Source organism: Vibrio caribbeanicus ATCC BAA-2122 (assembly GCF_000165125.1).
GTDB lineage: Bacteria > Pseudomonadota > Gammaproteobacteria > Enterobacterales > Vibrionaceae > Vibrio > Vibrio caribbeanicus.
In genome coordinates, this window is the sequence record NZ_AEIU01000096.1 from 100,972 (window position 1) to 125,312 (window position 24,341).

General features: G+C 41.1%; 20 protein-coding genes and 4 tRNA genes. 10 read left to right on the forward strand and 14 right to left on the reverse strand.

Translation table 11 applies throughout. The annotated features are described in order from the left end of the window. Positions 1–404 precede the first annotated feature (404 nt). On the forward strand, positions 405–1,637 hold the full coding sequence (pncB, locus tag RH40_RS16215; RefSeq protein WP_009602741.1) for a nicotinate phosphoribosyltransferase: 1,233 nt from the start codon (positions 405–407) through the stop codon (positions 1,635–1,637). Then, complete coding sequence (locus tag RH40_RS16220; protein ID WP_009602742.1) at positions 1,634–2,077, forward strand: hypothetical protein; 444 nt, start codon at positions 1,634–1,636, stop codon at positions 2,075–2,077. Before pncB ends, RH40_RS16220 begins: the two co-directional genes overlap by 4 nt. A gap of 85 nt (positions 2,078–2,162) precedes the next feature. Here RH40_RS16220 and RH40_RS16225 read toward each other — a convergent pair whose 3' ends face one another. The 3 genes from RH40_RS16225 to pheS form a co-directional block, all read right to left on the reverse strand. After that, entirely contained in the window at positions 2,163–2,483 is a 321-nt protein-coding gene (locus RH40_RS16225; protein WP_009602743.1) for a heavy metal-binding domain-containing protein, read from the reverse strand. Between the two features lie 234 nt (positions 2,484–2,717). Continuing rightward, positions 2,718–5,105 carry a phenylalanine--tRNA ligase subunit beta gene (gene pheT, locus RH40_RS16230; RefSeq protein WP_009602744.1) on the reverse strand — a complete coding sequence of 796 codons (2,388 nt, stop codon included), beginning with the start codon at positions 5,103–5,105 and terminating at the stop codon, positions 2,718–2,720. 17 nt (positions 5,106–5,122) lie between these two features. Next, positions 5,123–6,106, reverse strand: coding sequence for a phenylalanine--tRNA ligase subunit alpha (gene pheS / locus RH40_RS16235; RefSeq protein WP_009602745.1), 984 nt, complete (start codon positions 6,104–6,106; stop codon positions 5,123–5,125). Positions 6,107–6,391: 285 nt separating this feature from the next. On the opposite strand from pheS, the gene RH40_RS16240 reads away from it, so the two are divergent. Then, positions 6,392–6,886, forward strand: coding sequence for a GNAT family N-acetyltransferase (locus RH40_RS16240; RefSeq protein ID WP_009602746.1), 495 nt, complete (start codon positions 6,392–6,394; stop codon positions 6,884–6,886). Continuing rightward, a complete protein-coding gene (locus RH40_RS16245; RefSeq protein ID WP_009602747.1) occupies positions 6,879–7,781 on the forward strand; it encodes a LysR family transcriptional regulator in 903 nt (300 codons plus the stop codon). The genes RH40_RS16240 and RH40_RS16245 overlap by 8 nt, the downstream gene beginning before the upstream one ends. Before the next feature lie 261 nt (positions 7,782–8,042). Here RH40_RS16245 and RH40_RS16250 read toward each other — a convergent pair whose 3' ends face one another. Then, positions 8,043–8,714: a type 1 glutamine amidotransferase domain-containing protein gene (locus RH40_RS16250; protein ID WP_039954852.1), complete on the reverse strand. Its 672-nt coding sequence runs from the start codon at positions 8,712–8,714 to the stop codon at positions 8,043–8,045. A 128-nt stretch (positions 8,715–8,842) separates the two neighbouring features. On the opposite strand from RH40_RS16250, the gene RH40_RS16255 reads away from it, so the two are divergent. Beyond that, positions 8,843–9,724 carry a LysR family transcriptional regulator gene (locus RH40_RS16255; protein ID WP_009602749.1) on the forward strand — a complete coding sequence of 294 codons (882 nt, stop codon included), beginning with the start codon at positions 8,843–8,845 and terminating at the stop codon, positions 9,722–9,724. A gap of 149 nt (positions 9,725–9,873) precedes the next feature. On the opposite strand, the gene RH40_RS16260 is transcribed toward RH40_RS16255, so the two are convergent. Then, positions 9,874–11,712 (reverse strand): hypothetical protein, encoded by a 1,839-nt coding sequence (locus RH40_RS16260; protein WP_009602750.1) that lies wholly within the window; start codon positions 11,710–11,712, stop codon positions 9,874–9,876. A 737-nt stretch (positions 11,713–12,449) separates the two neighbouring features. Here RH40_RS16260 and RH40_RS16265 point away from each other — a divergent pair. After that, on the forward strand, positions 12,450–12,908 hold the full coding sequence (locus RH40_RS16265; protein WP_009602751.1) for a hypothetical protein: 459 nt from the start codon (positions 12,450–12,452) through the stop codon (positions 12,906–12,908). 176 nt (positions 12,909–13,084) lie between these two features. On the opposite strand, the gene RH40_RS16270 is transcribed toward RH40_RS16265, so the two are convergent. Further along, the gene (locus RH40_RS16270; protein ID WP_009602752.1) at positions 13,085–13,423 is read right to left on the reverse strand and encodes a hypothetical protein; all 339 of its coding nucleotides are present in this window, start codon (positions 13,421–13,423) and stop codon (positions 13,085–13,087) included. Between the two features lie 149 nt (positions 13,424–13,572). Further along, the gene (locus tag RH40_RS16275; protein WP_009602753.1) at positions 13,573–14,112 is read right to left on the reverse strand and encodes an MOSC domain-containing protein; all 540 of its coding nucleotides are present in this window, start codon (positions 14,110–14,112) and stop codon (positions 13,573–13,575) included. Positions 14,113–14,447: 335 nt separating this feature from the next. Here RH40_RS16275 and RH40_RS16280 point away from each other — a divergent pair, with 335 nt between their 5' ends. Beyond that, a complete protein-coding gene (locus RH40_RS16280; RefSeq protein ID WP_009602754.1) occupies positions 14,448–15,431 on the forward strand; it encodes an integron integrase in 984 nt (327 codons plus the stop codon). Between the two features lie 163 nt (positions 15,432–15,594). Here the strand turns inward: RH40_RS16280 and RH40_RS16285 are convergent, their stop codons facing one another. Further along, on the reverse strand, positions 15,595–16,008 hold the full coding sequence (locus RH40_RS16285) for a GFA family protein (protein ID WP_039954853.1): 414 nt from the start codon (positions 16,006–16,008) through the stop codon (positions 15,595–15,597). A gap of 656 nt (positions 16,009–16,664) precedes the next feature. On the opposite strand from RH40_RS16285, the gene RH40_RS16290 reads away from it, so the two are divergent. From RH40_RS16290 to RH40_RS16300, 3 genes are all read left to right on the forward strand, one after another. Continuing rightward, positions 16,665–18,713, forward strand: coding sequence for an ATP-binding response regulator (locus RH40_RS16290; RefSeq protein WP_009602756.1), 2,049 nt, complete (start codon positions 16,665–16,667; stop codon positions 18,711–18,713). A gap of 125 nt (positions 18,714–18,838) precedes the next feature. Further along, on the forward strand, positions 18,839–19,930 hold the full coding sequence (locus RH40_RS16295; protein WP_009602757.1) for a PQQ-dependent sugar dehydrogenase: 1,092 nt from the start codon (positions 18,839–18,841) through the stop codon (positions 19,928–19,930). Between the two features lie 267 nt (positions 19,931–20,197). Beyond that, positions 20,198–21,235: an alkene reductase gene (locus tag RH40_RS16300; protein ID WP_009602758.1), complete on the forward strand. Its 1,038-nt coding sequence runs from the start codon at positions 20,198–20,200 to the stop codon at positions 21,233–21,235. A gap of 43 nt (positions 21,236–21,278) precedes the next feature. On the opposite strand, the gene RH40_RS16305 is transcribed toward RH40_RS16300, so the two are convergent. The 6 genes from RH40_RS16305 to uvrC all read right to left on the reverse strand — a co-directional run bounded on the left by RH40_RS16305 (position 21,279) and on the right by uvrC (position 24,340). After that, positions 21,279–21,354, reverse strand: a tRNA-Gly gene (locus RH40_RS16305). Between the two features lie 11 nt (positions 21,355–21,365). After that, positions 21,366–21,452: transfer RNA gene (locus tag RH40_RS16310), tRNA-Leu, on the reverse strand. A 66-nt stretch (positions 21,453–21,518) separates the two neighbouring features. Continuing rightward, positions 21,519–21,594, reverse strand: a tRNA-Gly gene (locus RH40_RS16315). Between the two features lies 1 nt (position 21,595). Then, positions 21,596–21,669, reverse strand: a tRNA-Cys gene (locus RH40_RS16320). 207 nt (positions 21,670–21,876) lie between these two features. Beyond that, a complete protein-coding gene (gene pgsA, locus RH40_RS16325; RefSeq protein WP_009602759.1) occupies positions 21,877–22,434 on the reverse strand; it encodes a CDP-diacylglycerol--glycerol-3-phosphate 3-phosphatidyltransferase in 558 nt (185 codons plus the stop codon). 76 nt (positions 22,435–22,510) lie between these two features. Continuing rightward, positions 22,511–24,340, reverse strand: coding sequence for an excinuclease ABC subunit UvrC (gene uvrC / locus RH40_RS16330; protein ID WP_039954854.1), 1,830 nt, complete (start codon positions 24,338–24,340; stop codon positions 22,511–22,513). Between the last annotated feature and the right edge of the window lies 1 nt (position 24,341).

The window sequence follows — 24,341 nt, forward strand, 5'->3', positions numbered from 1 at the left end:
AATAACGCTGTGGAATAGCCGTCTCTTACCAAGTTGTTTGACGATGAAATCAGCGCTGTGGAACGCTCCCGAAGGGCGAGTTGCCTTGCTTTACATGCATCGTTACCGATTTTCAATTTAGATGACTAGATTTTCAAATCGTTGCCTTACCTGTAAAGCAAACCACTCTCGCTGAACCTAGCATCTTGAGGTTACTTGGGTATATACCCAAGTGACTTCAAAAATTTAGGATTCATCGAACTCTGATTGAGGCATAGATAATAACTTAAGTTACAAACAGTGAGAACAACCTAGGCGAGAACTTCACCATAATGGATGAAATCCAACATCCTGTTTGACATCAAAAATCATGTCAATTAGAGTTCAGAGCTTATCAATTATCGCGCTCTTAACTGGATAGCTGAATGAATTCATCACCACCGAACAACGCCATCATTCAAAGCATACTTGATCTTGACGTATACAAAATCAACATGATGTACGCTGCTCGAAAATTCTATCCGACCACTTTGGTTAGGTACGAGCTGATTATTCGCTCGAACGAAAGCCTGATTGACTTAAAAGCGCCGATTCACAAAGAAATTAATGAGTTGCACGGATACAAGTTTACTCAGGTTGAACTTGATTATCTTAGAAACCATGCCCCATATCTCGATGACAATTTTCTTGATTATCTGCCTGAATTTGAGTTTAAACCCCAACAACAGGTTAGATTAGATAATTCGGATAGCCAGAAAAACTTACGCATCTCGATTTCAGGGCTTTGGCATGAGACCATATTGTACGAGACAATGATCATGAGCATTGTCTCTGAAGTCCGTAATCACATTAGATGGTTTGACATACCTTATCACCAGCCAATAGATGTACTTGAGGCAAAAATTCGTGGCTTACGTGATAATCTCGCTCAGCGCAACATTACAAACTTTAAGTTCTCAGAGATGGGAACCAGAAGACGATTCAGTGCCAACCTTCAACGGTCAATTATCGATTACTTAGCCACTAACGCTTCTGATTTAATGTTAGGCACCAGTAATTATCATTTTGCAAAAGAATTCAACTTAACCCCGATTGGAACTGTGGCACATGAATGGTTTATGGCTCACCAACAATTAACTCAACCAGTTAATTCGCAAAAGGTGGCCTTAGATAAATGGCTGGAGGCGTTTGATGGGCAGCTTGGTATTGCGCTCACGGATACAATTGGTATCGATGCATTCCTCTCTGATTTTACCCTCGAAAGAGCCAATGCGTATCAGGGCGTAAGGCACGACTCCGGCGATCCTTTTATTTGGGGAGACAAAATTCTTGCTCACTACCACTCTCTAGGAATAGATCCCAAGAGCAAACTGCTGTTATTCAGTGACGGGCTTAATTTTGATAAAGCACTCGATATCTGCGAATACTTTGCCGATAGAGCCAATATAAGTTTTGGTATTGGAACTTTTCTTGCCAATGATATGGGCGATTGGCGTGGAAAACAGGGGAAGTATCAACCTCTCTCTATGGTCATAAAAATGGTCGAATGTAATGGCTCTGCAGTTGCAAAAATAAGTGATGAGCCTGAGAAAGCAATGTGCGAAGACCCCGCCTTTCTTACTCAGCTAAAGCAAGAGTTCAAGGTCACCGTCACGTGAAAGACACAGAGATAGAATTGCAGCACATTTTTTTAGAGGCAAGCGCGCAAAGATGGCAACACCTAGAGCGTTTCTTCTTCAGCTATTATTGTTTTCGTGAAGGTTTTGTTGGTAAAAATGGCAAGCCTGACTGGCAAATAGCGAGGAACGAAGCACCATGTTCTCAAGGCCTATTGGACCGTAATACCGCTATTATCGAACCTTTAGTACCGCACAAGGTTATTATTGGAGAGATCAAAAAAATGCAGCGTAATAACTTACTCACGATTTCATCACTCGCCCAGTGTTTGGACTCATTACTCAAGTATGCGGTTATAAGTCAACAAGAGCAAAGCCAACTCAAACAGGCAGGTTTGAAAGACTGTATGCCAGCCACCTGGTATACCTCTGAGAATAAAGTTGCGACAAGCCGGTTTATAGAGAGCAACATCGGCTTTTAAAAGCCCTAACTAATCCATAACTGGTTTTTAAGTTCACAGCGCGTTGGAAGTCGAGGCGACATACGTTAGGGCTAATTCAATATACCTATTGCGCGCGCAACTTCACTGCCGTACCAAAAGCCATGATTTCAGAAGAACCATCCATAATCGCACTGGTCGAAAAGCGAATGCCGACGATAGCATCAGCATTTAAGTCAGCGGCTTGAGCAACTAGACGAGAAATTGCGGTATCTCGAGCCTCTGATAACATTTCTGTGTAACCTCTTAGTTCCCCACCCACAATGCTCTTTAATCCAGCCATAATATCGCGGCCTACGTGCTTTGACTGAACCACGTTACCAGTCACAACTCCGAGAATTTCTTCGATCTCACGATTGGGTATCGTATCTGTTGTAGTGAAGATCATGATTTTTCCTTGAAAATAAGATAAGAAAAGGTATCAAAGCACATCATGGCGCACAAAACAAACTCTCATTTCCAACGCCACATATCTACTTAGGGAAAGTTTTAAACTTGGTGTGTAAAATCAGAGATCACCGCTTCGCTTGTCAGAAATAAATTCTTGAGATAACAACGTAAAAAAGACAATAAAAAAGGAGAGCATCGCCCTCCTTTTTAAAGTGATATTCAGACAACAAGATTAATCTCTTAAACTTGCTCCGAATTTCTCTGATACGTGACTAACAATCGCATCAACCGCGCCAGAGATGTCTGCATCTTCTAGAGTCCGCTCTACAGACTGTAAGGTCAAAGCAATTGCCAAACTCTTCTTGCCTTCTTCCACACCTTTGCCGACATACACATCAAACAAGCGCGCATCTTTCAAGAATTCTCCGCCTTGCTCCAAGCAAGATGTTACGATGTCACCAGAGGCAATAGACTCATCGACAACAAGCGCAATATCACGACGGTTAGACGGGAATTTAGACAGTTGGACAGCTTCAGGTATAACCTTAGTATCAATAGCAGCCCATTCAATTTCAAAAACAATGGTGCGACCATTCAAGCCAAACTTACGCTCAAGCTCTGGATGAACAGTACCAATGACACCTACTTCTTTTCCATCTAACACAATCGCAGCAGATTGACCTGGGTGAAGTGCTGGGTGTTTTGCAGGCGCAAAAGAATAAGCTTTCTCGTTGGCAGACAATTCTAGGATGGCTTCAAGATCACCTTTTAGATCATAGAAGTCAACGGTATTTGTCTCCATATCCCAGTGTTCTTCATTACGCGAGCCTGAAATAACGCCAGCAAGCATGGCTTCTTGGCGCATACCGTTCTCAGCTGATTCACACGGAATAAAACGTAAGCCATGTTCAAATAGACGAACTCGTGGTTGTTGGCGTTTCTGGTTATGAACAACGGTATTAAGTAGCCCCTGAATTAAACCAAGGCGCATTGCCGACATCTCAACTGAAATTGGGAATGGCAGAACTAATGGCTCAACATCAGGAACAATCAGTTTTTGCTGCTCCGGCTCAACAAAGCTATAAGTGATCGCTTCGTGATAACCACGATCAACGAGAAGGTCACGAACACGCTTAAGAGGAATATTTGCCTCTTTGTGATCGTGCATCTTAAGTGCTGCCGCAGGGCTTTGGTTTGGAATGTTGTCGTAGCCATAAATACGCCCTACTTCCTCGATCAAGTCCTGCTCAATGGCAATATCAAAACGCCAAGTAGGAGAAACGGCTTTCCACCCCTCTTGCGTCGTCTCAACGGTTAAACCAAGACGCTCAAGGATCTCAACAACATCGCTGTCCGCGATAGAGTGACCAAGCAAACTATCCAGTTTTGTACGACGTAATGACACTTGATTTTGACTAGGTAAGTCAGACTCAGACTCAACAGCGACAACAGGTGCTACTTCACCACCACAGATTGAAACCAGCAACTCTGTCGCTCTCTCCATCGCACTCATTTGAAGTGCATAGTCCACACCACGTTCGAAACGCATTGAAGAGTCAGTGTGCAGACCATAGCTACGAGCCCTGCCACGAATATGGTCAGGTGAGAAAAATGCACATTCGAGTAACACGTCTTTTGTTTCTGAAGTTACTCCTGATCCCTCACCGCCAAAGATACCTGCAATAGCTAGCGCTTTATTGTGGTCAGCAACAACAAGAGTATCTGCGTTAAGCTCAGCCTCAGTACCATCTAGTAAGGTTAGCTTCTCACCTTGTTCTGCCATACGCACCAAGATACCACCATCGATCTTATTAAGATCAAAGGCGTGCATAGGTTGGCCTTGTTCAAGCAGAACATAGTTAGTGATATCCACAACTGGGTCAATAGAGCGAAGCCCACAACGGCGCAATTTCTCTTGCATCCATAAAGGAGTGTTCGCTTTAACATCAACATTTTTAATCACGCGTCCCAAGTAACGAGGACAGGCCGCAGGTGCCTGTACCTGAATAGAGACTTGGTCATCAATGGCAGGTGCGACTGGATTTACAGTAGGTTCTGTCACATCAGCACGATTTAGAACACCAACTTCACGAGCCATACCGCGAATACTAAAACAATCGGCTCGGTTTGCAGTTAGGTCTACATCGATAGTGACATCGTCCAAACCTAAGAATTCTCTGAAATCAGTACCGATCTCTGCATCTTGAGACAGCTCCATGATGCCATCTGACTCAACATCAATACCAAGTTCTGTAAACGAACAAAGCATACCGTGCGAAGGTTGACCACGCAGTTTCGCTTTCTTAATTTTAAAATCACCCGGAAGAACAGCGCCGACCGTTGCAACAGCAACTTTGATACCTTGACGACAATTTGGAGCTCCACAAACAATGTCGAGCAGCTCATCGCCACCAATATCGATTTTGGTCACACGCAGTTTATCGGCATCTGGGTGTTGTCCACATTCAACAACGTGACCAACTTTTACTCCAGAAAATGTACCGGCAACTGGCAGAACGTCATCGACTTCTAAACCAGCCATAGTAATTTGGTGAGTAAGCTCGTCAGTAGAAACCGAAGGGTTTACCCACTCACGAAGCCAAGTTTCGCTAAATTTCATTGTGATAAACCTCTGGATTACTTGAACTGTTTAAGGAAACGAAGATCATTTTCGAAGAAAGCTCGAAGATCGTTAACGCCGTAACGGAGCATAGTTAGACGCTCTACTCCCATGCCAAACGCAAAACCGGAGTATTTCTCAGGATCGATACCGACAGAACGAAGTACATTAGGATGAACCATGCCACACCCAAGCACCTCAAGCCATTTACCATTCTTACCCTTAACATCCACTTCAGCTGAAGGCTCAGTGAAAGGGAAATAAGAAGGACGGAAACGAACTTCAACTTCTTCCTCAAAGAAATTACACAAGAAATCGTGCAAAATACCTTTTAGCTGTGCAAAGTTTACGTTTTCATCAACTAACATGCCTTCCACTTGGTGGAACATGGGCGTATGAGTTTGGTCGTAATCATTACGATAAACACGTCCGGGAGCGATAAAACGGAACGGCGGTTTACCGTTTTCCATAGTACGTATCTGAACGCCAGAGGTGTGAGTACGAAGCATCAAATCTGGATTGAAGAAGAAAGTATCATGGTCTGTACGCGCTGGATGATCTTCTGCAATATTCAGCGCATCAAAGTTATGAAACGCGTCTTCAATTTCAGGGCCAGATTCTGTATTAAAACCAAGTTCACCAAAAAACTTCTCAATACGCTCGACAGTACGAGTCACAGGATGAAGCCCACCATTCTCGATGCGGCGACCAGGCATAGTTACATCAATCGTTTCTGCCGATAACTTTGCTTCTAACTCAGCACGTTGAAGTGCGTCTTTACGGGCAGAAATAGCTTGTTGAACAATACCTTTGGCTTTATTAATTTCTTGACCTGCAGTACGGCGCTCTTCCGGTGGTAATTTTCCTAGGCTTTGAAGCTGAGCCGTCAGCTCACCTTTTTTACCAAGATACTGAACACGCACTTCATCAAGTGCGACAAGCGAGTCAGCAGCGTCGATCGCAGTACTCGCATTAGCAATGATCTCTTCTAGATGTTGCATCGTTTCCTCATCTACCCCTTGGTAGTATCCATAAGGTTTCCCTGATGGGATTTTGGTAATTTTAAATAGCTGTACATAGTAACCAAAGCCAAGGGTAAAGCCAAACTGAAATCACCCACAGAAGCATCGATGCACATTAAATGATCGTTTTTATGACATGTTAACTACCTACTTCACACAATCTATCACTTTTTGTTATTATTAGAATCACATAAAATAATTTTTAATCATCAAGGCTCAGGATTATATTGGCTTTAAATCCATCATGAAATTTAAAGGCTCAAAGTGAAAATAGAGATAAGACCCATTGCTAACCAAGACGATCAAGACATTGCACAAATCATACGTTCAGTGGGCGCAGAATTTGGAGCAGTAGGTGAAGGTTATGGTCCATCTGATCCTGAGGTAGACGCGATGAGCAAAAACTTCAGTGCAGAAAATCGCTCAATTTACCTGGTTGCAACCATGAATGGTAAACTCGTTGGTGGCTGTGGTATTGCATCTTTTGCAGGAAGTGAAGAAATCTGCGAATTAAAAAAGCTGTTCTTACTCACGGAAAGCCGTGGGCACGGTATCGGCCAAAAACTGGTTCGAGATTGTTTAGACTTTGCATCCAAATCCAATTACACCTCTTGCTATCTTGATACCTTATCGGGAATGAAGGCTGCGATAAAAATGTATGAAAAGTTTGGCTTTCAACACCTAACTGCACCTCGACCTGAAACCGAGCACAATAGCTGTGACGTATGGATGATTAAGGAACTCACCAAGAGTGAATAACTACAAGCTACTCCCCGGACTCAATGCTCTGCTCCAAACCCAGAGTTTAACAGAAGCGGCAAAGCTGCTTAACGTCACTCAACCTGCAATGAGTCGGACTCTGAGCCAAATTAGGGTCGCATTCAACGACCCTATTTTGGTCAGAGACGGGAAAGAATTTTATCTCACTCATCGTGCCAAACAGCTCAAAGTGCTTTTACCTTCTTTACTGCTAGAAATTGACACTTTATATGAGCAGGCGGACTTTAATATACAAGAAAGCCAAAGAAGCTTTCATATCGCTTTTGATGCCTTCATTTCAGACAAATCCTTACCTAATATCGTAGGGACACTTACTGACACTTCCCCAAAAGTCTCAATAACGGGGTCGATATTGCAACCAGGCTCACTCGATTCACTTGCCGATAGTGAGTTGGATTTAGTTGCGACAATGGCACTCGATATTCCTCATGAATTGCACGGTAAAGCCATTGCAACCGACCGTTATGTAGTCCTTTATTCACCAAGCCATTGGCAAGATTTAGCGGACATTACCGACAAACGCTATTTCAAGGCAAAGCATGTGCAGGTAATTGGCCTAGCAGATAAAGTTCGGGAAGTAGACAGAGCATTCTATAAACAAAACAAAAAAAGACAGGTGGTCGCGCGCGTACCCTCATTCGAGTGCGGGGCAAAAATTCTCGAAACATCAAACTTTCTGATGACGGTGCCTCTTCATATTGCCCTATTGCTCTGTGGGCAGTATCAATTAGCGTGGTGCGATATTCCTTTCGAGCTCCCCGACCATCAATATTACCTGCTTTGGCATCAGAAACACCACAAGGACCCCGAACATCAATGGTTCCGGGATGTATGTTTTAATGCCATTTCTGCTTATCTTAATGTGGATGGATGATAAGGCCTGATCTTTATTACGAGGATACGATGGACTTTAAGTCTAGAGCCAAATTTTTTTTTTGGGGGGGGGGCGCGTTTTTGGACAATTATCATTCGCCTTTTTAGATAATCTGGCAGAACACATGAAAAAATGTTGCGCCACCGTTGTAGGACAGAAAATATTAACCACTGCGGTCATGAGTCGAATCGGAAAAATCGTGAAATTGATGGATTGAAAAAGCCCTCAATTATCAGGGCTTTTTCACAGGTGGCTGTAGAGTCAAGCGAGCTTTTTCACCAAGGCCTCACCTACTCCATGAGCACTCGCTGGGTTTTGACCAGTAATAACATTTTTGTCCTCAATTACTAAACTGCCCCAAGGCTGCACTTTACTGTAACGACCCGCTTTGCGAGCCAACGCTTCTTCCAGTAAAAACGGAATGTGCTCTAATGTGCCAAAATCAATCTCTTCCTCACGAGTAAAGCCAGTGATGGATACCTTTGCCAATAGCGGCTCATCATTACTCAAAGTGATTGGTAGCAACGCTGCCGGACCGTGGCAGACAGCCGCAATAATGCCACCGTTTTCATAGTGCTTGGCGCTCAATTGGGCGAATTCAACATTCTCCGCTAAGTCACTCAACAAACCGAATCCACCTGGGTAAAACACCGCGTCGTAATTGTCGATGTTCACTTCGCCAACAGGCAGTGTATTGTTAATACGATTTTGAAAACTCTCGTCCGCCAAAATAGCATTATTGACATCGTCACCTTCAATATCAGTGCCGTAAAGCGGTGCTTTCCCGCCTTTAATAGACGCAATATCGTAATCAATACCTGCGTTTTTCAATTCGTTTAACACGTGGGTCAATTCCGGTGCATACGTTCCGTTTGCTTGTTCAGTGTCGCCCAAGGTCTCGTGATTCGTCAAAGGGATGAGTACTTTTTTCATAACAGCTCCAATGATTGTCATTCTATTTTCTACTTTCTTGTAGTCATTCTAATTAACAACCATATTGACCACAATCCCCTTTTTTTGATAAACACTATTGTTATACAGCAACAATGAGATGAACCTTAATGGACAGTTTTGAAGGTATTATTGAATTTGCCGCAGTGGCTGAAACCGGCGGTTTTTCAGCAGCTGCCAAACAACTTGGTTGCAGTACCAGTCATGTCAGTCGTCAAATATCGAGGCTAGAAGAGCGCTTAGGCAGTACGCTGTTGACCCGCTCAACCCGTTTGGTTTCCCTCACCGACAGCGGCATCGTGTATTACCAGCAAGTTAAAGAGTTGATAGTTGGATTAGAGCAAGCCAACGACACTATCAACGCAACACAACAGCACCTCTCAGGAAACATAAAGGTGTCTGCCGCTGGCGGCTTTGTCGAGTACTACTTGGCTCCTGCCCTGATGGAATTTTCCGCTCTATACCCAAACATCACTGTAGAGATTGATTTAAACAGTCGTTTGATCAATTTGAATGAAGAAGGCGTCGACTTTGCCATCCGCTATGGCGAGGTGTCAGATTCCAATTTGATCGCGAAAAAGTTAATCAGTCGTCCATTAATGGCCGTTGCAAGCCAAAGTTACTTAGAAAAAAATGGCACTCCCAAACACCCTGCTCATCTCAAAGATCACGATTGTTTGGTCGCCAATAAAGAGACTTGGGAGTTCATTGTCGATGGTAAAAAGGAATTTATCACCGTAAATCGACGCTGGAAAAGCAATAACGCAAACATCATTCTAGAGGCTTGTATTCGCGGTTTAGGTATCGCTTACATGCCAAAGAGCACCTTTGAACAAGCACTCGAAAATAAACAAGTGCAACCGATTCTTGAACCATTCTGGGGAGAAGGTACCAACAGCTGGATTGTCTACCCACACAAGCGTTTCATGCCGGTGCGCGTGCGCACTAGCATCGATTTTCTGATCGACTATTTTGCCAAATGGGGCAAGTAATGAATTAAGCGTAATAATTCGGGACACACCAAAGGTGGACAACACATTTTTGGACAAAAGTGTGTCAGGGATTGTGCTAATTTAGCAATTCATGGATAACTTTAGGTATTGCAAGTATCAATATTCAAATGGCAAGACCCTACTTTTCATTAACCTGTCATTTTTTTCACAACATACTTGTATACCTTCGGGCAAGCCTTTCTCTTAATCAATTTTCCAGTACTAAGATAAGCCAAAAGAAATGTAATGAAGACTGTAATCCATAGAAAAAGGTTCAATATGTTGAAGCTGGTATTTTCATCTTGAGAAAGCTCGGGACCATAGGAATAAAAGGCCGCACTACCTACAACAAATGCTAAAATAAAATATCCATAGTAGATTAACCTACTGGCTTTATCTGCTAGCCATTTTACATTACCAACTAAGTGTTCGTTTTCTGTTGTCACCTCGTTTAGTTTGTCGTTACTTTTCTGTTTAATCTCTTCGACAATAGCGTAAACATCCTCATCATTAAGATCTTCATCCTTCATAACCGCATTATGTTTGGCTAAACTAAACAACGCGCTGTTATCCCGCACAATCAAGAAGTCTTCCTCACCAACACCACCGCCGTCTTTTAGTCTCTCTAACCGAGCTAGGAAGTTTCGCCAGAAGTCATCATTGGCATTTAATGTGCTGTATGCATTAGTAAGTAAAACGTCAAACGGAAATGATTGGAACTGTTCTGGATGTTTTAACCATAGCAACGTTGCTAGCCAGCTCTCGGAGACAACAACTTGTATTGAATGTTCATCTGTTCCCTTACTGAGAATTTTTTTCGCCACATCTTCAATAGTCTTGTTAGATGTTATAAACACAGAAAACGATTCATTTAACCTAGTGATGGAGCGATTTTCTCGCGAGCTAAAAACTTTTGAGATGCAATCAACATCATGCTCACGAGTCTTTCTTTTAAAACCAATCCTTTTTAGTAAACTATCTAATCGTTTTACATCACAGCAAAACTCTGGCTTCATCGTAAACGTCTTGTCCACTTTAATAGAGAGTTTCATTAAGTTGCTCTCAAGTAATGCTTGCTCATGGCGGAGCTGTTCTGGAGTTACACCCTTTGATTTGAATAGTTGTCTAGTCATTTCATGAAGCGAAAAATAATTTTTTCTTTCTAGCGAGTTGATCCAATAAGAAAACACGCCGGATAACTCAGAGTAAGTTATTTCAAAGATTTTTATCGTAACTTTAAGCTCTTTAAGTAACTCCAAAAACTCATTCAATGATTTTTGCTTGGTAGGCCCGTCCCACCCTAACATTCCAATCACGATAGGAGTATCAAGATAAATAGTAATGTTGTCAAATCGGTCCTTTGACACCGTTTTGTCTACAATGGTCAAATAGTTCGCCAGTAATGTGCCTCGAATGATACACATTATATCTGGGATGACCCCCTTCTTTTTTGAGTTGATAAATTTGATAAAGCTGGCAACCATATAATTGTTTTTGTTCCTTTTTTTTTCTGGTAGACCAGATACGGTGTCATGTTCTGAGAAAATAGAAATGTTTCGCCTGATAAAATCGTATATTTCTTGCTCAGCTTCATTCCTATGCAGTTTTTTTTCAAACTCGCTCATACAAAAGCTTAAATATTCATCGATCACCACGTTGATTGATCTTTTAATTTCTGCCTCTTTTGAACTGAATGCGGATAAAACCTTTTCTAAACTCTTCTTATTAACAAAATACTGACAGTTTTCTTTAAATAACAGATCTCTTTTTTTTGCTCTAACCAATAACGAGTCAATGGCCGATAAAGGAGTAGTGACATTAAATTTTTCTTTAAACTTACCCTGCACAGCCCTTTTGTCCACAATATCCCCGCCTAGTTCATGAACAATATTGGCGAGGAATGGGAGATAAAGATCAATTTCATCGACTTGCTTATCTCCTTTCATACTTTCAAGCAAAGCGAGGTTTTCTAATGGGGAATTGTGCATATTTGGTTCCTAATTTCCATTTAAGAATACCCCTAATACTAACCTATGTTCATATCGTCACACCTTGTCGTGAGTCAATATTCTGTAAAATCCCATAACTCTTTATAGAGCTAGTATGTCCAGCTAGTCGAAGCGAAATTTTACAAAATGAGAAATTACCGCACTCCTAATATTTGATAATCTATGGAAAGCTAACGGTGTAAGAATTTAAGGATTTGATATCACTATCGATGAATGGGGCAAAAATAATCCTTTACACACCAAAAAAGTGCAAAAGTAACACTTCCAAAAAGAACATTTTAAACACTATTCCATAAAATTGGAGTTCATAAGCTTACGAAGTAGAATATGGAATAATAAGTTCAGGGCACACACTTGCAGAAACCCAACTTGTTACCGCTCCAAATAAGCACTGCCCGCTACTGTCAAAGTCGAATAAATAATCTTAGGAGGAAATGTGCAACTCTAAATTTTGTAGAGCATTTGTTCTAAGTGATTTCGGGGCAAATGTTTGTTAAAGGTGCGTGCCCTGAAGCGTTGCTACGCTTACTGCTAGCCAATGCAGGGAGACGAAAGTACGTCTTATCTTATGTCTATTTGGGTAGAGAAATATATATGATGTGCGTTATTGCCCTGATGAGCGTTCGTTAAGTTACGTATATGGACAGTTATCAACACTGGCTGTAAGGCTTATAGTTCTTTTGGTGCCTGTCCTGAATTATTTTAACTAGTAGTATATGAAGAAACTAATCATAACCTCAATCGTCTCTGTGACCATACTCGCTGGCTGTGACAGTGTCCCTGAAGAAAATTTGCAATATGCTAAAGATTTAGCCTATTGTTCTGGTGTTACTTACGCAGTGAAAAGGCATCCAGAAACTCGACACGGAGTAATGTTAGATGATTCACAACTTGGAATTGCGGTTGCCCGAGAAATTACAAATAGTGCTGACACTGAACTAATTAAAGCGTTCAACAATGGTTATAACTCTGTAGAAAATAGAATCGCCGCTGTAGATAGATCAACTATAAATGAAGGCGATAACTTTGTTGAATGGGATCGAATCTCTTTGATGCCCTCTACTTGCAAAAGAGAAATTAACATAACACCAGTAACAAACAAAACCTCAGCTAATATACCGGACTCATCATTAACCAAGGTATATATTGAAGATCTTTCCAGCTGGCTAAATTAAACCAATTTACAATATAAAATAGGTAAGTAAATAAAATTTTTGCTTACCTATTTCTCATTTATTGCTGTTGTATAACGCCCTGTTATGGGGCGGATTAAGCTTGGCTATAATAGCGAAGAATGAGCGCCAGCCAAGCATTAAGACGTCCATTCCATAAACAGCTTGTTATATTTTCACTACTCATCTTCCAAGTCATAAAGGTTAGCTGGGGTTATGAGGGCGAGTATAGAGACTAAAGTGTTGCTAAATGACTCATAGTAATCGTCGTTATCCTTCTCGGAAAAGTCCTTTCCTTCAATGCGCTTTTTTAACCTATTTACCTCTGCTAAATATTTTTCTTCAAACTCCTTTTCCGACATCTGCGCTGAATCAGATAGCATTTTTTGTAATGCATCTCTTTCACCTAAGTCATAGTTATCACCATCCCAAGGGCTTATTTCGTTACTTAAAAGAAATGATAACTTACGTTCAATAATTTGACTTAGTTTTATTCCTGAAACTGGTTCATTACTCATAATTTACAAGGAGCCTAAAGAAAATATAACGCCAGCTTAAACCGCAGACAACGCACAAAACAAGCCTCTGCACTGCGCCTTAAACACAATTATTACTGCAAACCAAAAATGCCACGCGTTGTTTGTCGGTTTGAAGCTTTTGTTAGCCCTTAAACCCTTTTGAGGGGGTGGAATGGCTCATCAGGCAACTCAATCGCCATGCTATCACCTGCCGACACTCTACCACCAACTTTAACGATCCCCATTACCCCTGCCTTACGGACTAACTTTCCTGAGCTATCTTTACCCAAAACAGCAGACAACAGCCCAGTCTGGTATCCCTCGATTTGTGGGCAAGGGTTACGGAGACCTGTAATCAGTACTTCTGCCCCACTGCTAAACCTAATTACGGTATCTCTTGGCAAACCAAGTAAATCAATACCAGATGTTGTGATGTTTTCCCCAAGTGATGCTGGCTCAACTTTGAAACCTTTAGCCTCAAGCTCAGAGAATAACTCATTGTGAAGAAGGTGAACTTGTCTAAGATTTGGTTGACTGGGATCGACTTTGACTCTCGAACGATGCTTTACAGTTTTTCCCCGATGAGCATCTCCGTCAACTCCTTCCCCCTCAATTAGCAATATTGAATCAACAATTGATTTAGAAAAAGTGTGCTCGGCACATTTACTGACTGAAACTACCTTTGGCATCCTTTCCTCCTGAGGGCTAACATTCTTAATAACAGGCCGGCTCGTTTTCCCTCCAACCTAACTTACAATCAATCTACCATAAACCATTAAAAAATAAAGAATATACATAAATTTTATTATTTTACCTTCACATAAAAACGAGCCGGCCTGTTATCACTTTTTACGTGGCATGTTATCTTGGGGAGTTCTTGCTTCAACTTACCTATTAACAACGACTTACTAATTGCTCTGCCGACAAAATGAGCCACTACTCCTGATAAAACAGCCGTTTTTCATACTCAAACTCCTTCTAACACCAATAAACTGTATAAAAAAACAGTTTTGGGAGGTGGGAAATGGTAAGCAAATTCATTGAAGAAATCCGTAGACACATGCGAATGCGAGGCTATAGTCTCAAAACAGAAAAGGCCTATATATACTGGATAAAATACTTCATTCGCTTTAATAAGCTAAAGCATCCTCAAGATATGGGAACGACTGAGGTAACAGCCTATCTGTCTTATCTTGCTAATGAACAACACGTTGCTATCAACACTCAAAAAGTCGCGCTTAATGCGATTGCGTTCCTTTACAACCAGTTTTTACAAAGACCGCTTGGTGATCTAGGTTTTACTTATGCTAAAAAGCAGCGCAAGGTTCCGAGCGTACTTACCCCAAATGAAGTCCAACTGATACTGTCACACCTTTCTGGTGTTAATCACAGCATTTTTTCTCTGTTGTATGGTTCTGGACTTAGAGTTAATGAGTGTTTGAGAATTAGAGTTCAAGATCTTGATTTACAAAACCTATCTTTAACCGTGCGAGATGGAAAAGGAAAAAAAGATCGCGTAACTTTACTTAGCCCAACGTTAATTGATTCTCTTCAATTGCAAATTCAGAAAGCGTCAAAAATACAAGAAGAAGATATCAAACAAGGCATCGGTCCCTCGCTTCCACACGCCCTTGGTAAAAAGTACCCGAACGCTTTTAAACAAATTGCTTGGATGTTTATCTTTCCTTCTTTAAGCATCTGTCGGCACCCACTGACTAATAAGCTTTGTCGGCATCATTTACACGATTCTGCACCAAGAAAGGCTCTCAAACGAGCGGTGCAACAGGCTAAAATCTTTAATAAACGAATAACATGCCATACCTTCCGTCATAGCTTCGCTACCGAACTGCTGCGCTCGGGGCAAGATATTCGTACAGTCCAAGAGCTATTAGGACATTCAGATGTAGCGACGACACAAATCTATACCCATGTTATTGGCGAACATTTTGCGGGTACTGTAAGCCCACTAAATAAAATCTTTATTGAAAACTATAAGGAAAACCAATGATCCTTGCCATGAACCAAACATAAGAAAAATTAGGGCTTATTTGGAATAGATACTTGAGTGGAGTAAACAATCTTAATTGCTTTGGGGCAATTCCGAGTTACGAAGTGCTATTTTAAAAGGTGTGTCCTGATAGCAACTCGTTATAAGTTCACTAGCGTCGTAACTATAGCCAATCTTGTTCACTTGGCATTGATTCAAACTGCGGTATTCCGTCGTTTACGAACCCAACGTCCCAGTTTGCATGAGAGCCGACATAAACATGAGCGGCAACTTTTGTATCGACGGGCTCGATGAGCAAACCAGCAGGTACCCAATATGAGTCACCGTTTGAACTGATATTCGGTACTGGGCTACCACATTGAGAACAAAACTCAGATTTAAAGCCAGAATGAGTAGAGAAAGACTTAATTTGATGCTCGCCAGTACACCATTTAAAATTTGATACTTTAACAATCAAAGCTGAGTTGGATGCAGAACCCGACACTTTTCGACACAATGAGCAATGACATTGATAGATAAGTGGTAATTCACCTGACAGCTCAAACGAGATCTCTCCGCACAAACAGTTTCCTTTCAATGTAATTATCCCTTGTTAAATAGAACGCATAACGCCTTGTTAAGGTATGAGGCACACAATGCCGAAGCCTCCGCATGCCATCTTAAATACGAAAATCAACATTATGATGCAATCTTTTTTATCGCAATTCAATTAAAAATCAATACATTAAATAGGACTAATGAGTGGTTAGATTGCATAGCGGCGCATAATTCTTGGTAAGACAAACGAAGATTCAGAGGTTGTGAATGAATTTCAACTCTGGAAGAGACATTTCTCAGTTACGAAATACCAACAGTAAAGATTCTGAATAGAAGTCAGTTAAGAAAAATAGCTAAGAACATACACCAAAAAACAAATAGAAATAATAGATTACATTGATAATGTTAATTAAAATCCAGAAATAAAATATAAGTATATCATTACAAGCACCAAAAGTTTCAAACACTAATTTAAATCTAACTGAACTAATTATTTTTTAAGATATAAAACCAGAGATATCTTTTAAATAATTGACCTTTAAGTTAATAAATCAACATCAAATTAAGTGTGAAACGTCATATTTGTTTCATTCAAAACTGGTAGATATGACATGTTCTGTAATATAATTTCAAAAATATTAAAAAACAAAAACCAAATCATAGAATGAGTAAGCGTCAAGGCTCAGAGAATCTCGTATGCACGCTATCCGTAAAGTTTATCAATATGCTGAACCGAACCTAACCCTATTGGGCTGGATGGGCTCGGTTGGTTACCCCGTTTACTATATGGTTTGGGAATATTTATTTCCACAGCCATATGAAAACCTGACTCTACGCCTATTTTGCTCAGTGCTATTTCTCGGCATAGCTTTGCGTAATCGTATTCCATTTGAATGGAGAAAATATCTTCCTACGTATTATCTGATTACTATTACACTCTGCTTGCCATGTTTTTTCTTTTATATGTTGTTGATGAATAATTGGTCCAATATTTGGGTTATGTCTTTCATGTCGGCAATATTTCTCCATATTCTTTTAGTACAAGTTACTAGAATTATGTATGCACAAACATTGGCTGGAATAGGTATTGCAACATTTGCTGCATGGATATCACAGAACTTCTCTTTGGAGGTTACAATAAACTGGGAGCACGTGCCGATCTTCATGTTTATATTTCTATTTGATCATTTGTTCTATTTTCGTAATCAAGTGGAACACGAGAATAAAGTATCACTAGCAAAATCATTTGGTGCTAGTATTGCTCACGAGATGAGAAACCCTCTCAGTGGCTTATCAACTTCTATTAATGCCATTCAATCCATACTTACGTACCCCAAAAACAGTGATATCCAAGGGCGCCATACACTGAGTACCCAAGAGTTAAAGCAGTTACACGATGTGGGCAATGAAGCCATGGAAATGATCCAGTCAGGTAACGAAACGATAGACCTATTATTAACCTCAATTGATGAGAATCGAGTATCTCGCTCAACCTTTCAAAAACACTCAGCGCAAGCAGTAATCGAATATTCAATCGACAGCTTTAACCACAAGCGATTGTCAGATAAATCAACCATAACTCTAGAAGTGCAAAACGACTTTGAATTTCTGGGCAGCGATACCTTATTGAAGTATGTAATGTATAACTTGTTCAAGAATGCAATCAATCATCGTACCTCAGGAGAGTTTTATATTCATGTCAACATAAATAGTAATGACGAAACCAATCAGGTTGTGGTTACAGATAACGGTTGTGGTATATCAAGTGATGTGATGCGTCATATTTTTCAAGATTTTTATACGACAGGAAAGTCTGGCAGTCACGGACTAGGCTTGCCATTTTGTCAAAAGGTAATGCGCTCGTTTGGTGGTGAAATCAAATGCCAATCTGAGGTCGAACAGTTCACCCAGTTTACGATGACCTTTCCCTCCTTGACATCAAAGTCAATCAATGAGATTAAGAATGAATTGAGGAAGCTTAAGTCGGTGCTGATGGTTAGTGAGCAAGCCATATTGATTCAAAATATCACTAAAATATCACGATTGATGGGTTTCAGTCTCAAAGTGCTCGATATAGCATCAACTCTTAAAAATAAAGAGTACCAATTCGAGTTTGACCTAATATTCGTAGACATAGCGAGCTATGCAAATAGGGCAAGTGACCGCAAGCGGCTTGAGTCTTTATTGTCATTTACCGAAGCAAAAATCATTTATTTATATGAGCATTCTCATACTGTACGAGTCAATGATGTTTCATTTGAACCCGTTTGGTTGGAAACTCAAGCTTGGCTACTCGATACCAAAGCAAGCATCGACCGCCTATTTTTCGACTCGAGTTACTTAATACCTTCGCTCCCCATTAAACCTATGACAGGCTCTGATAAACGAACCATCATGATTGTGGATGATAACGAATCTTTGCGTCGCTTTACCGCGATATTATTGGAAAAACAGGGCTTCGATGTTATCCAGAAGGAGGATGGCCAGAAAGCGTTGGATGCGCTGGACTCAGGCAATGTTGACTTGATTCTGATGGATATAGAAATGCCGATAATGGGTGGTGTGGAAGCCTCTCGACATATTCGAAATAATGCCAAGCCATACTCATCTGTTCCTATTATTGCGCATACAGGTGATATTTCATCAGCAACACTGGCGAAAATCGAGTCGTCGGGAATATCAGATTTTATTGTTAAACCAATAGACAAAAGCCGACTACTCGACAAGATAACTTACTGGATTTAGTGGAACGATAAATGAACATACATTTTATTTGCGAAAGGTTAAAAAAATATAACTCTTCCACTACCGACCTGAGATAAAGACTATACTTTTCAGATATTAATCCAAGATATCGAGCAGGCTTACAGATGTATCGTCTTTTCAATATTATTATTGTACTGATTTTTTTCTCCTCTCAGGTACAGTCAAGTTCATTACAAGTTGAGAAGGTTGTCTCTGGCCTCTCTATTCCCTGGGGAATGGCATTTATTGATAACGAGCACCTGTTAGTTAGTGAAAGAAATGGACACCTCTTGGTCATTGATATTAAGAGCCAGAAAAAAATTAAGTTAATGGATAACCCAACCGATTTGTATGCTGCTGGCCAAGGTGGCTGGCTAGATATCGCCCTATCCCCTTTCGAACGCAACAAAGTGTATGTTACGTATAGCCGAGATACGACATCGGGACCTGACACAACCCTAGCCGTATTTGAGTTTGATAGTAATCGAGCCATCAGGTTTAAAAACTTACTCACTACAACTTCTTTCTCGGACACATCACGCCACTTTGGTAGTCGATTGGCATTCAGCGATGAGCATATTTTCATGAGTATCGGGGATAGAGGAATAAGGGAAAATGGGCAAAGCCTCAGTACGCATGCTGGTAGTATTCTTAGGCTTTCACCAGACGGAAGCCCAGCCAAGAATAATCCTTTCATCGACAAGTCCTCCTTACAAGAGGAAATCTATAGCTTTGGACACCGAAACCCTCAAGGGTTGTTTTATGATAAAAAGACTCGAGACCTTTGGTCTATTGAGCATGGCCCTAGAGGGGGAGATGAAATTAATCTGATTAAAAAAGGAGCCAACTATGGGTGGCCCATTACCTCCCATGGTAAGGAGTATTGGGGTCCCTTTGATGTCAGTGAGCTACGAGAAAAAGAAGGAGTGGAATCTCCCAAAAAAGTCTATATACCCTCTATCGCACCCTCTAGCCTTATGCTTTATCGAGGAGATAACTACCCTGAGCTCGATGGAAAATTACTGGCACCAGCACTGAAACTCATGCACATTAACGTAATCACACTCAACGAAAATAAGCAGGCCATCGACGAGCATCGGCTGTTTGAAGACCTGAAAGAAAGAATTCGTCATATTATTGTAAGCCCCGACGATGAGCTTTTCTTTAGCACAGACCAAGGTAATATCTTTAAAATTTTACCTTCTCAGGTACCATAAATTTGAGCAGATAAGAGTTGTTTATCAATAGGAAAGCATTCGCTCACTAAATCATTAAGACAATGCAGAATTCATCTCATATACCCAAGTGACTTCAAAGTGCTAGGTTGCTTGGGTATACACCTCGGTTAATAAACAAAAAAACGATAAGGTGGATGAATTTTTTTGAGGTAAATCGCAATTTAAATTTACATACCAAAAACCATTGAAAATTGATTGTCAGCTCGTTAGCTTGAAACTGAATTTGTGGTGAAATCAAGGATTATGATGGATAACCTATTTGAGCCTCTCGAACTAAATAAGAAGATCACATTAAAAAACCGCATCATTATGGCGCCACTGACACGATGTATGGCCGATGATAATCTTGTGCCTACACAAGATATGGCCGAGTATTATGCGCGGCGTGCAGAGACGGGATTAATTATCAGTGAAGCGACAATAATCAGGCCAGATGGACAAGGCTACCCAAATACGCCGGGTATATTTACTGATAAGCAGATACAAGGCTGGAAAAGAGTCACCTCAGCAGTTCACCAGGCAGGTGGAAAAATATTTATGCAATTATGGCATACTGGGCGCGTTGCTCATCCACATTTTTTTGGTGGTGATGTTATCGCCCCATCAAACATTGGCTTGAATGGCACCATTCCACGCATGCGAGAACTCTCTTATGTGACACCAAAGCCCGTTACTAAGAATGAGATTATCCAACTAGCCGAAGACTATCGTCAAGCTGCCATAAATGCTTTAGAGGCGGGGTTTGACGGTATTGAACTTCATGGTGCGAATGGATACCTCATCGACCAATTCCTCCACCACTCCTGTAATGAGCGTGAAGATGAGTTTGGTGGAAGTGTAGAAAACATGGCTCGGTTTCCCCTCATGGTGATTGATACAGTGGTAAGCGCAATTGGCCGTGAACGCACTGCTCTAAGGCTCTCACCCGGTGCTTATTTTAAGATGGAACCTGATCACCGTGACAGAGACGTTTTTGATTATCTTCTCCAACAATTAAAGATAAGAAACCTATGCTATCTTCATATCGGAATTTTTGATGAGAGCATGGCGTTTGATTACCTAGGTGGGACAGTTGGTGACTATATACGCACGCGCTATGATAAGACATTGATAGGCGTTGGAGGTCTCACCCCAGAGACAGCAAGTGAAGCAATAAAAACAGGTAAATATGATCTTGTCGCCATTGGACGACCACTTATCGCTAATCCCGATTACGTCCAAAAAGTTAAGATGGGTGTACCACTGGTAGATTATGAAGACTCAATGTTACTAGAACTTATTTAGCTGAAACAAAAAAACCTAAACAATAATGTTTAGGTTTTTTGTTTGGAGCGACACACGAGGTTCGAACTCGTGACCTCAACCTTGGCAAGGTTGCGCTCTACCAACTGAGCTAGTGTCGCGTAAAACTAGATGGTGCCCCGGGCCGGACTTGAACCGGCACAGCGCGAACGCCGAGGGATTTTAAATCCCTTGTGTCTACCAATTCCACCACCAGGGCACACAAATCTAAATCTGCGATGGAGACACCATCTAAACCGAGATATCTTATCTCGATAAAAATATTTGGAGCGACACACGAGGTTCGAACTCGTGACCTCAACCTTGGCAAGGTTGCGCTCTACCAACTGAGCTAGTGTCGCTTGGAGGCGCGTCCCGGAGTCGAACCGAGGTCCACGGATTTGCAATCCGCTGCATAGCCACTCTGCCAACGCGCCTTAATTTTTTTGAGAGCTTCCTCTCTGGTACGGGATGCATTCTACGGATTCGAACTAATGAGTCAACACTAATTTTAATTTTTTGACGCGTTTGCTTACTTTCCATTCAAAAAGCGTTAATTTAAACACTTTAAGTCCATATTATTGAGTAAATCCGCTGAGTTAGGTTTCGTATACAAAAAAGCGAGCTATAAGCTCGCCAGTCAGTTAGTGATGATTCTTATCGAGTAAATCGTCCTTTGCCGCTAAAAGATACTGCGCCATCGACCAATAAGTTAAAAAGGTTGCAATATACAAAGAGCCATAACCAATCCAAATCATCCAATCATCATAACGCCACACAAGAACCCACAGCGCAAACATTTGACTTAGTGTCTTTATTTTACCTGTCCATGAGACAGCAACACTAGCACGTTTTCCAATCTCAGCCATCCACTCCCGAAGAGCAGAGATAATAATTTCTCGGGCAATCATAGTGACCGCTGGGATGGTTATCCAAATCGTATGGTAGTGCTCTGTGACAAGTATCAAAGCGGTTGCCACCAGAACTTTATCTGCTACTGGGTCAATAAACGCTCCAAAGCGTGACGTTTGACCCAGTTTGCGCGCAAGCATCCCGTCTAACCAATCAGTAAAACCTGCAACCCAGAAGACCATCGCAGCGGCAAATGGAGACCAATTGTATGGAAGATAGAATACAATAATAAAGACAGGTATTAAAATTAGTCTCAGTAAAGACAATATGTTCGGAATGTTTAAGCGCATGTTTGTATAGACTCTTTTGGGGTTGCTTACAGCTAGGTCTGAAATTTCAAACAGGCCATATGGTGCGGGATTTTTCTCATTGTTTCAATGCTTGGTGAATGATTTCTGCTAAAGAAGCGCTGATACCAGGCACTTTGGTGATTTCTTCAACAGAGGCTTTCTTCAACTCTTGTAGTCCACCCATATACTTAAGTAGAGCTTGCCTTCGTTTTGGTCCTATCCCTTCAATTCCTTCAAGAATACTTGTTTTTCGAGTTTTACCTCGTTTTGCTCTATGGCCAGCAATAGCATGATTGTGACTTTCATCACGAATATGCTGCATTAAGTGCAATGCGGGTGCATCTGTTGATAATCCAAATTCTCGTCCGTCATCGGTAATCAACGTCTCAAGACCTGGCTTTCTGGTGGTTCCCTTTGCTATACCGACCAATCTTGGTCGTTTGGGCCAGTCAGTCCAATGGTTGGCTATCATTTTCATTGCGCTGTTTAATTGACCTTTTCCACCGTCAATAAATATGATGTCAGGAATTCTATCAACATCAATTTGCTTAGCATATCGGCGTTCTAACGCTTGAGCCATTGCGGCATAATCATCACCGCCCGTAATGCCCGTAATGTTGTATCTTCGATATTCCTGTTTTAGTGGACCTTCTTGGTTAAACACTACACAAGATGCAATCGTACTCTCGCCCATAGTATGAGAAATATCAAAACATTCCATGCGTGAGATATTTTCAATTTCCAATAACTCGCTTAACTCTTTAAAACGCTGAAAAATAGTCATTTTATGATTAATTTTACTCGTTATTGCAGTCAATGCATTTGTATTGGATAACTTTAAATACCGACCTCGATTTCCACTAGGAGCAATATGGAAACTTACTTTTCTATGGGCTAAATCAGATAACGTAGACTCGAGAGCTGAAGCATTCTCAATCAGATGCTCATTGAGAATGATCCGCGTTGGGATCGTTCTTGACTCACTTTGGTTAAGGTAATATTGAGTTAGGAAACTGTAGAAGACCTCTTCTCTATCCGTATTGCTAGGTATTTTGGGGAAATGGCTGCGACTACCTAATACCTTACCTTGGCGAATCATCAAAATATGAATACAAGCAATACCATTCTCTTGCGCAAAACCGAGTACGTCCATATCCTCTTCGGAATTCTCCGAGACAAATTGTTGCTCTTGAATACGACGAATTGCTTGGATCTGATCTCTGTTCTTAGCCGCGTCTTCAAACCTTAGTTCTTTGCTAGCAAGCTCCATTTTTGCGACTAAAGACTCCAGTACTTGCTGATCTTTACCTTTTAAAAATAAACGCAAAAAATCAACCAATTCAGCATACTGTTCATCAGAAATAATGGAGCTTATGCAAGGCGCAGCACAGCGGCCAATTTGGTACATTAAACAGGGTCGACTCCGATTCTTATAAACCGTATCTTCACATTGACGGACAGTAAAGATTTTCTGAATGATATGGAGTGTTTCCCTAACCGCCTTCGAGTCGGGATAAGGTCCGAAGTACTCACCTTTACGTTTTTTAGTTCCTCGATGAATCGAGACTCTAGGGTGCTTGTGCGCACTAATAAAAATATAGGGATAAGATTTATCATCACGCAGCAACACATTGTATTTAGGTAAATACTGCTTGATATAGTTATGCTCAAGAATAAGGGCTTCAGTCTCAGTGTGAGTAACCGTGACATCAATTTTATCTATATTACTAACTAATGCGCGGGTTTTCTCACTGTCGACTTTTGAACGAAAGTAGCTCGAGAGACGCTTTTTTAAATCCTTTGCCTTTCCTACATAAATGACATCTGAGTCGGCGTTATACATACGATAAACGCCGGGCTGATTGGTAACCGTTTTGAGAAAAGAAGACGAGTCGAAAACAGGCATA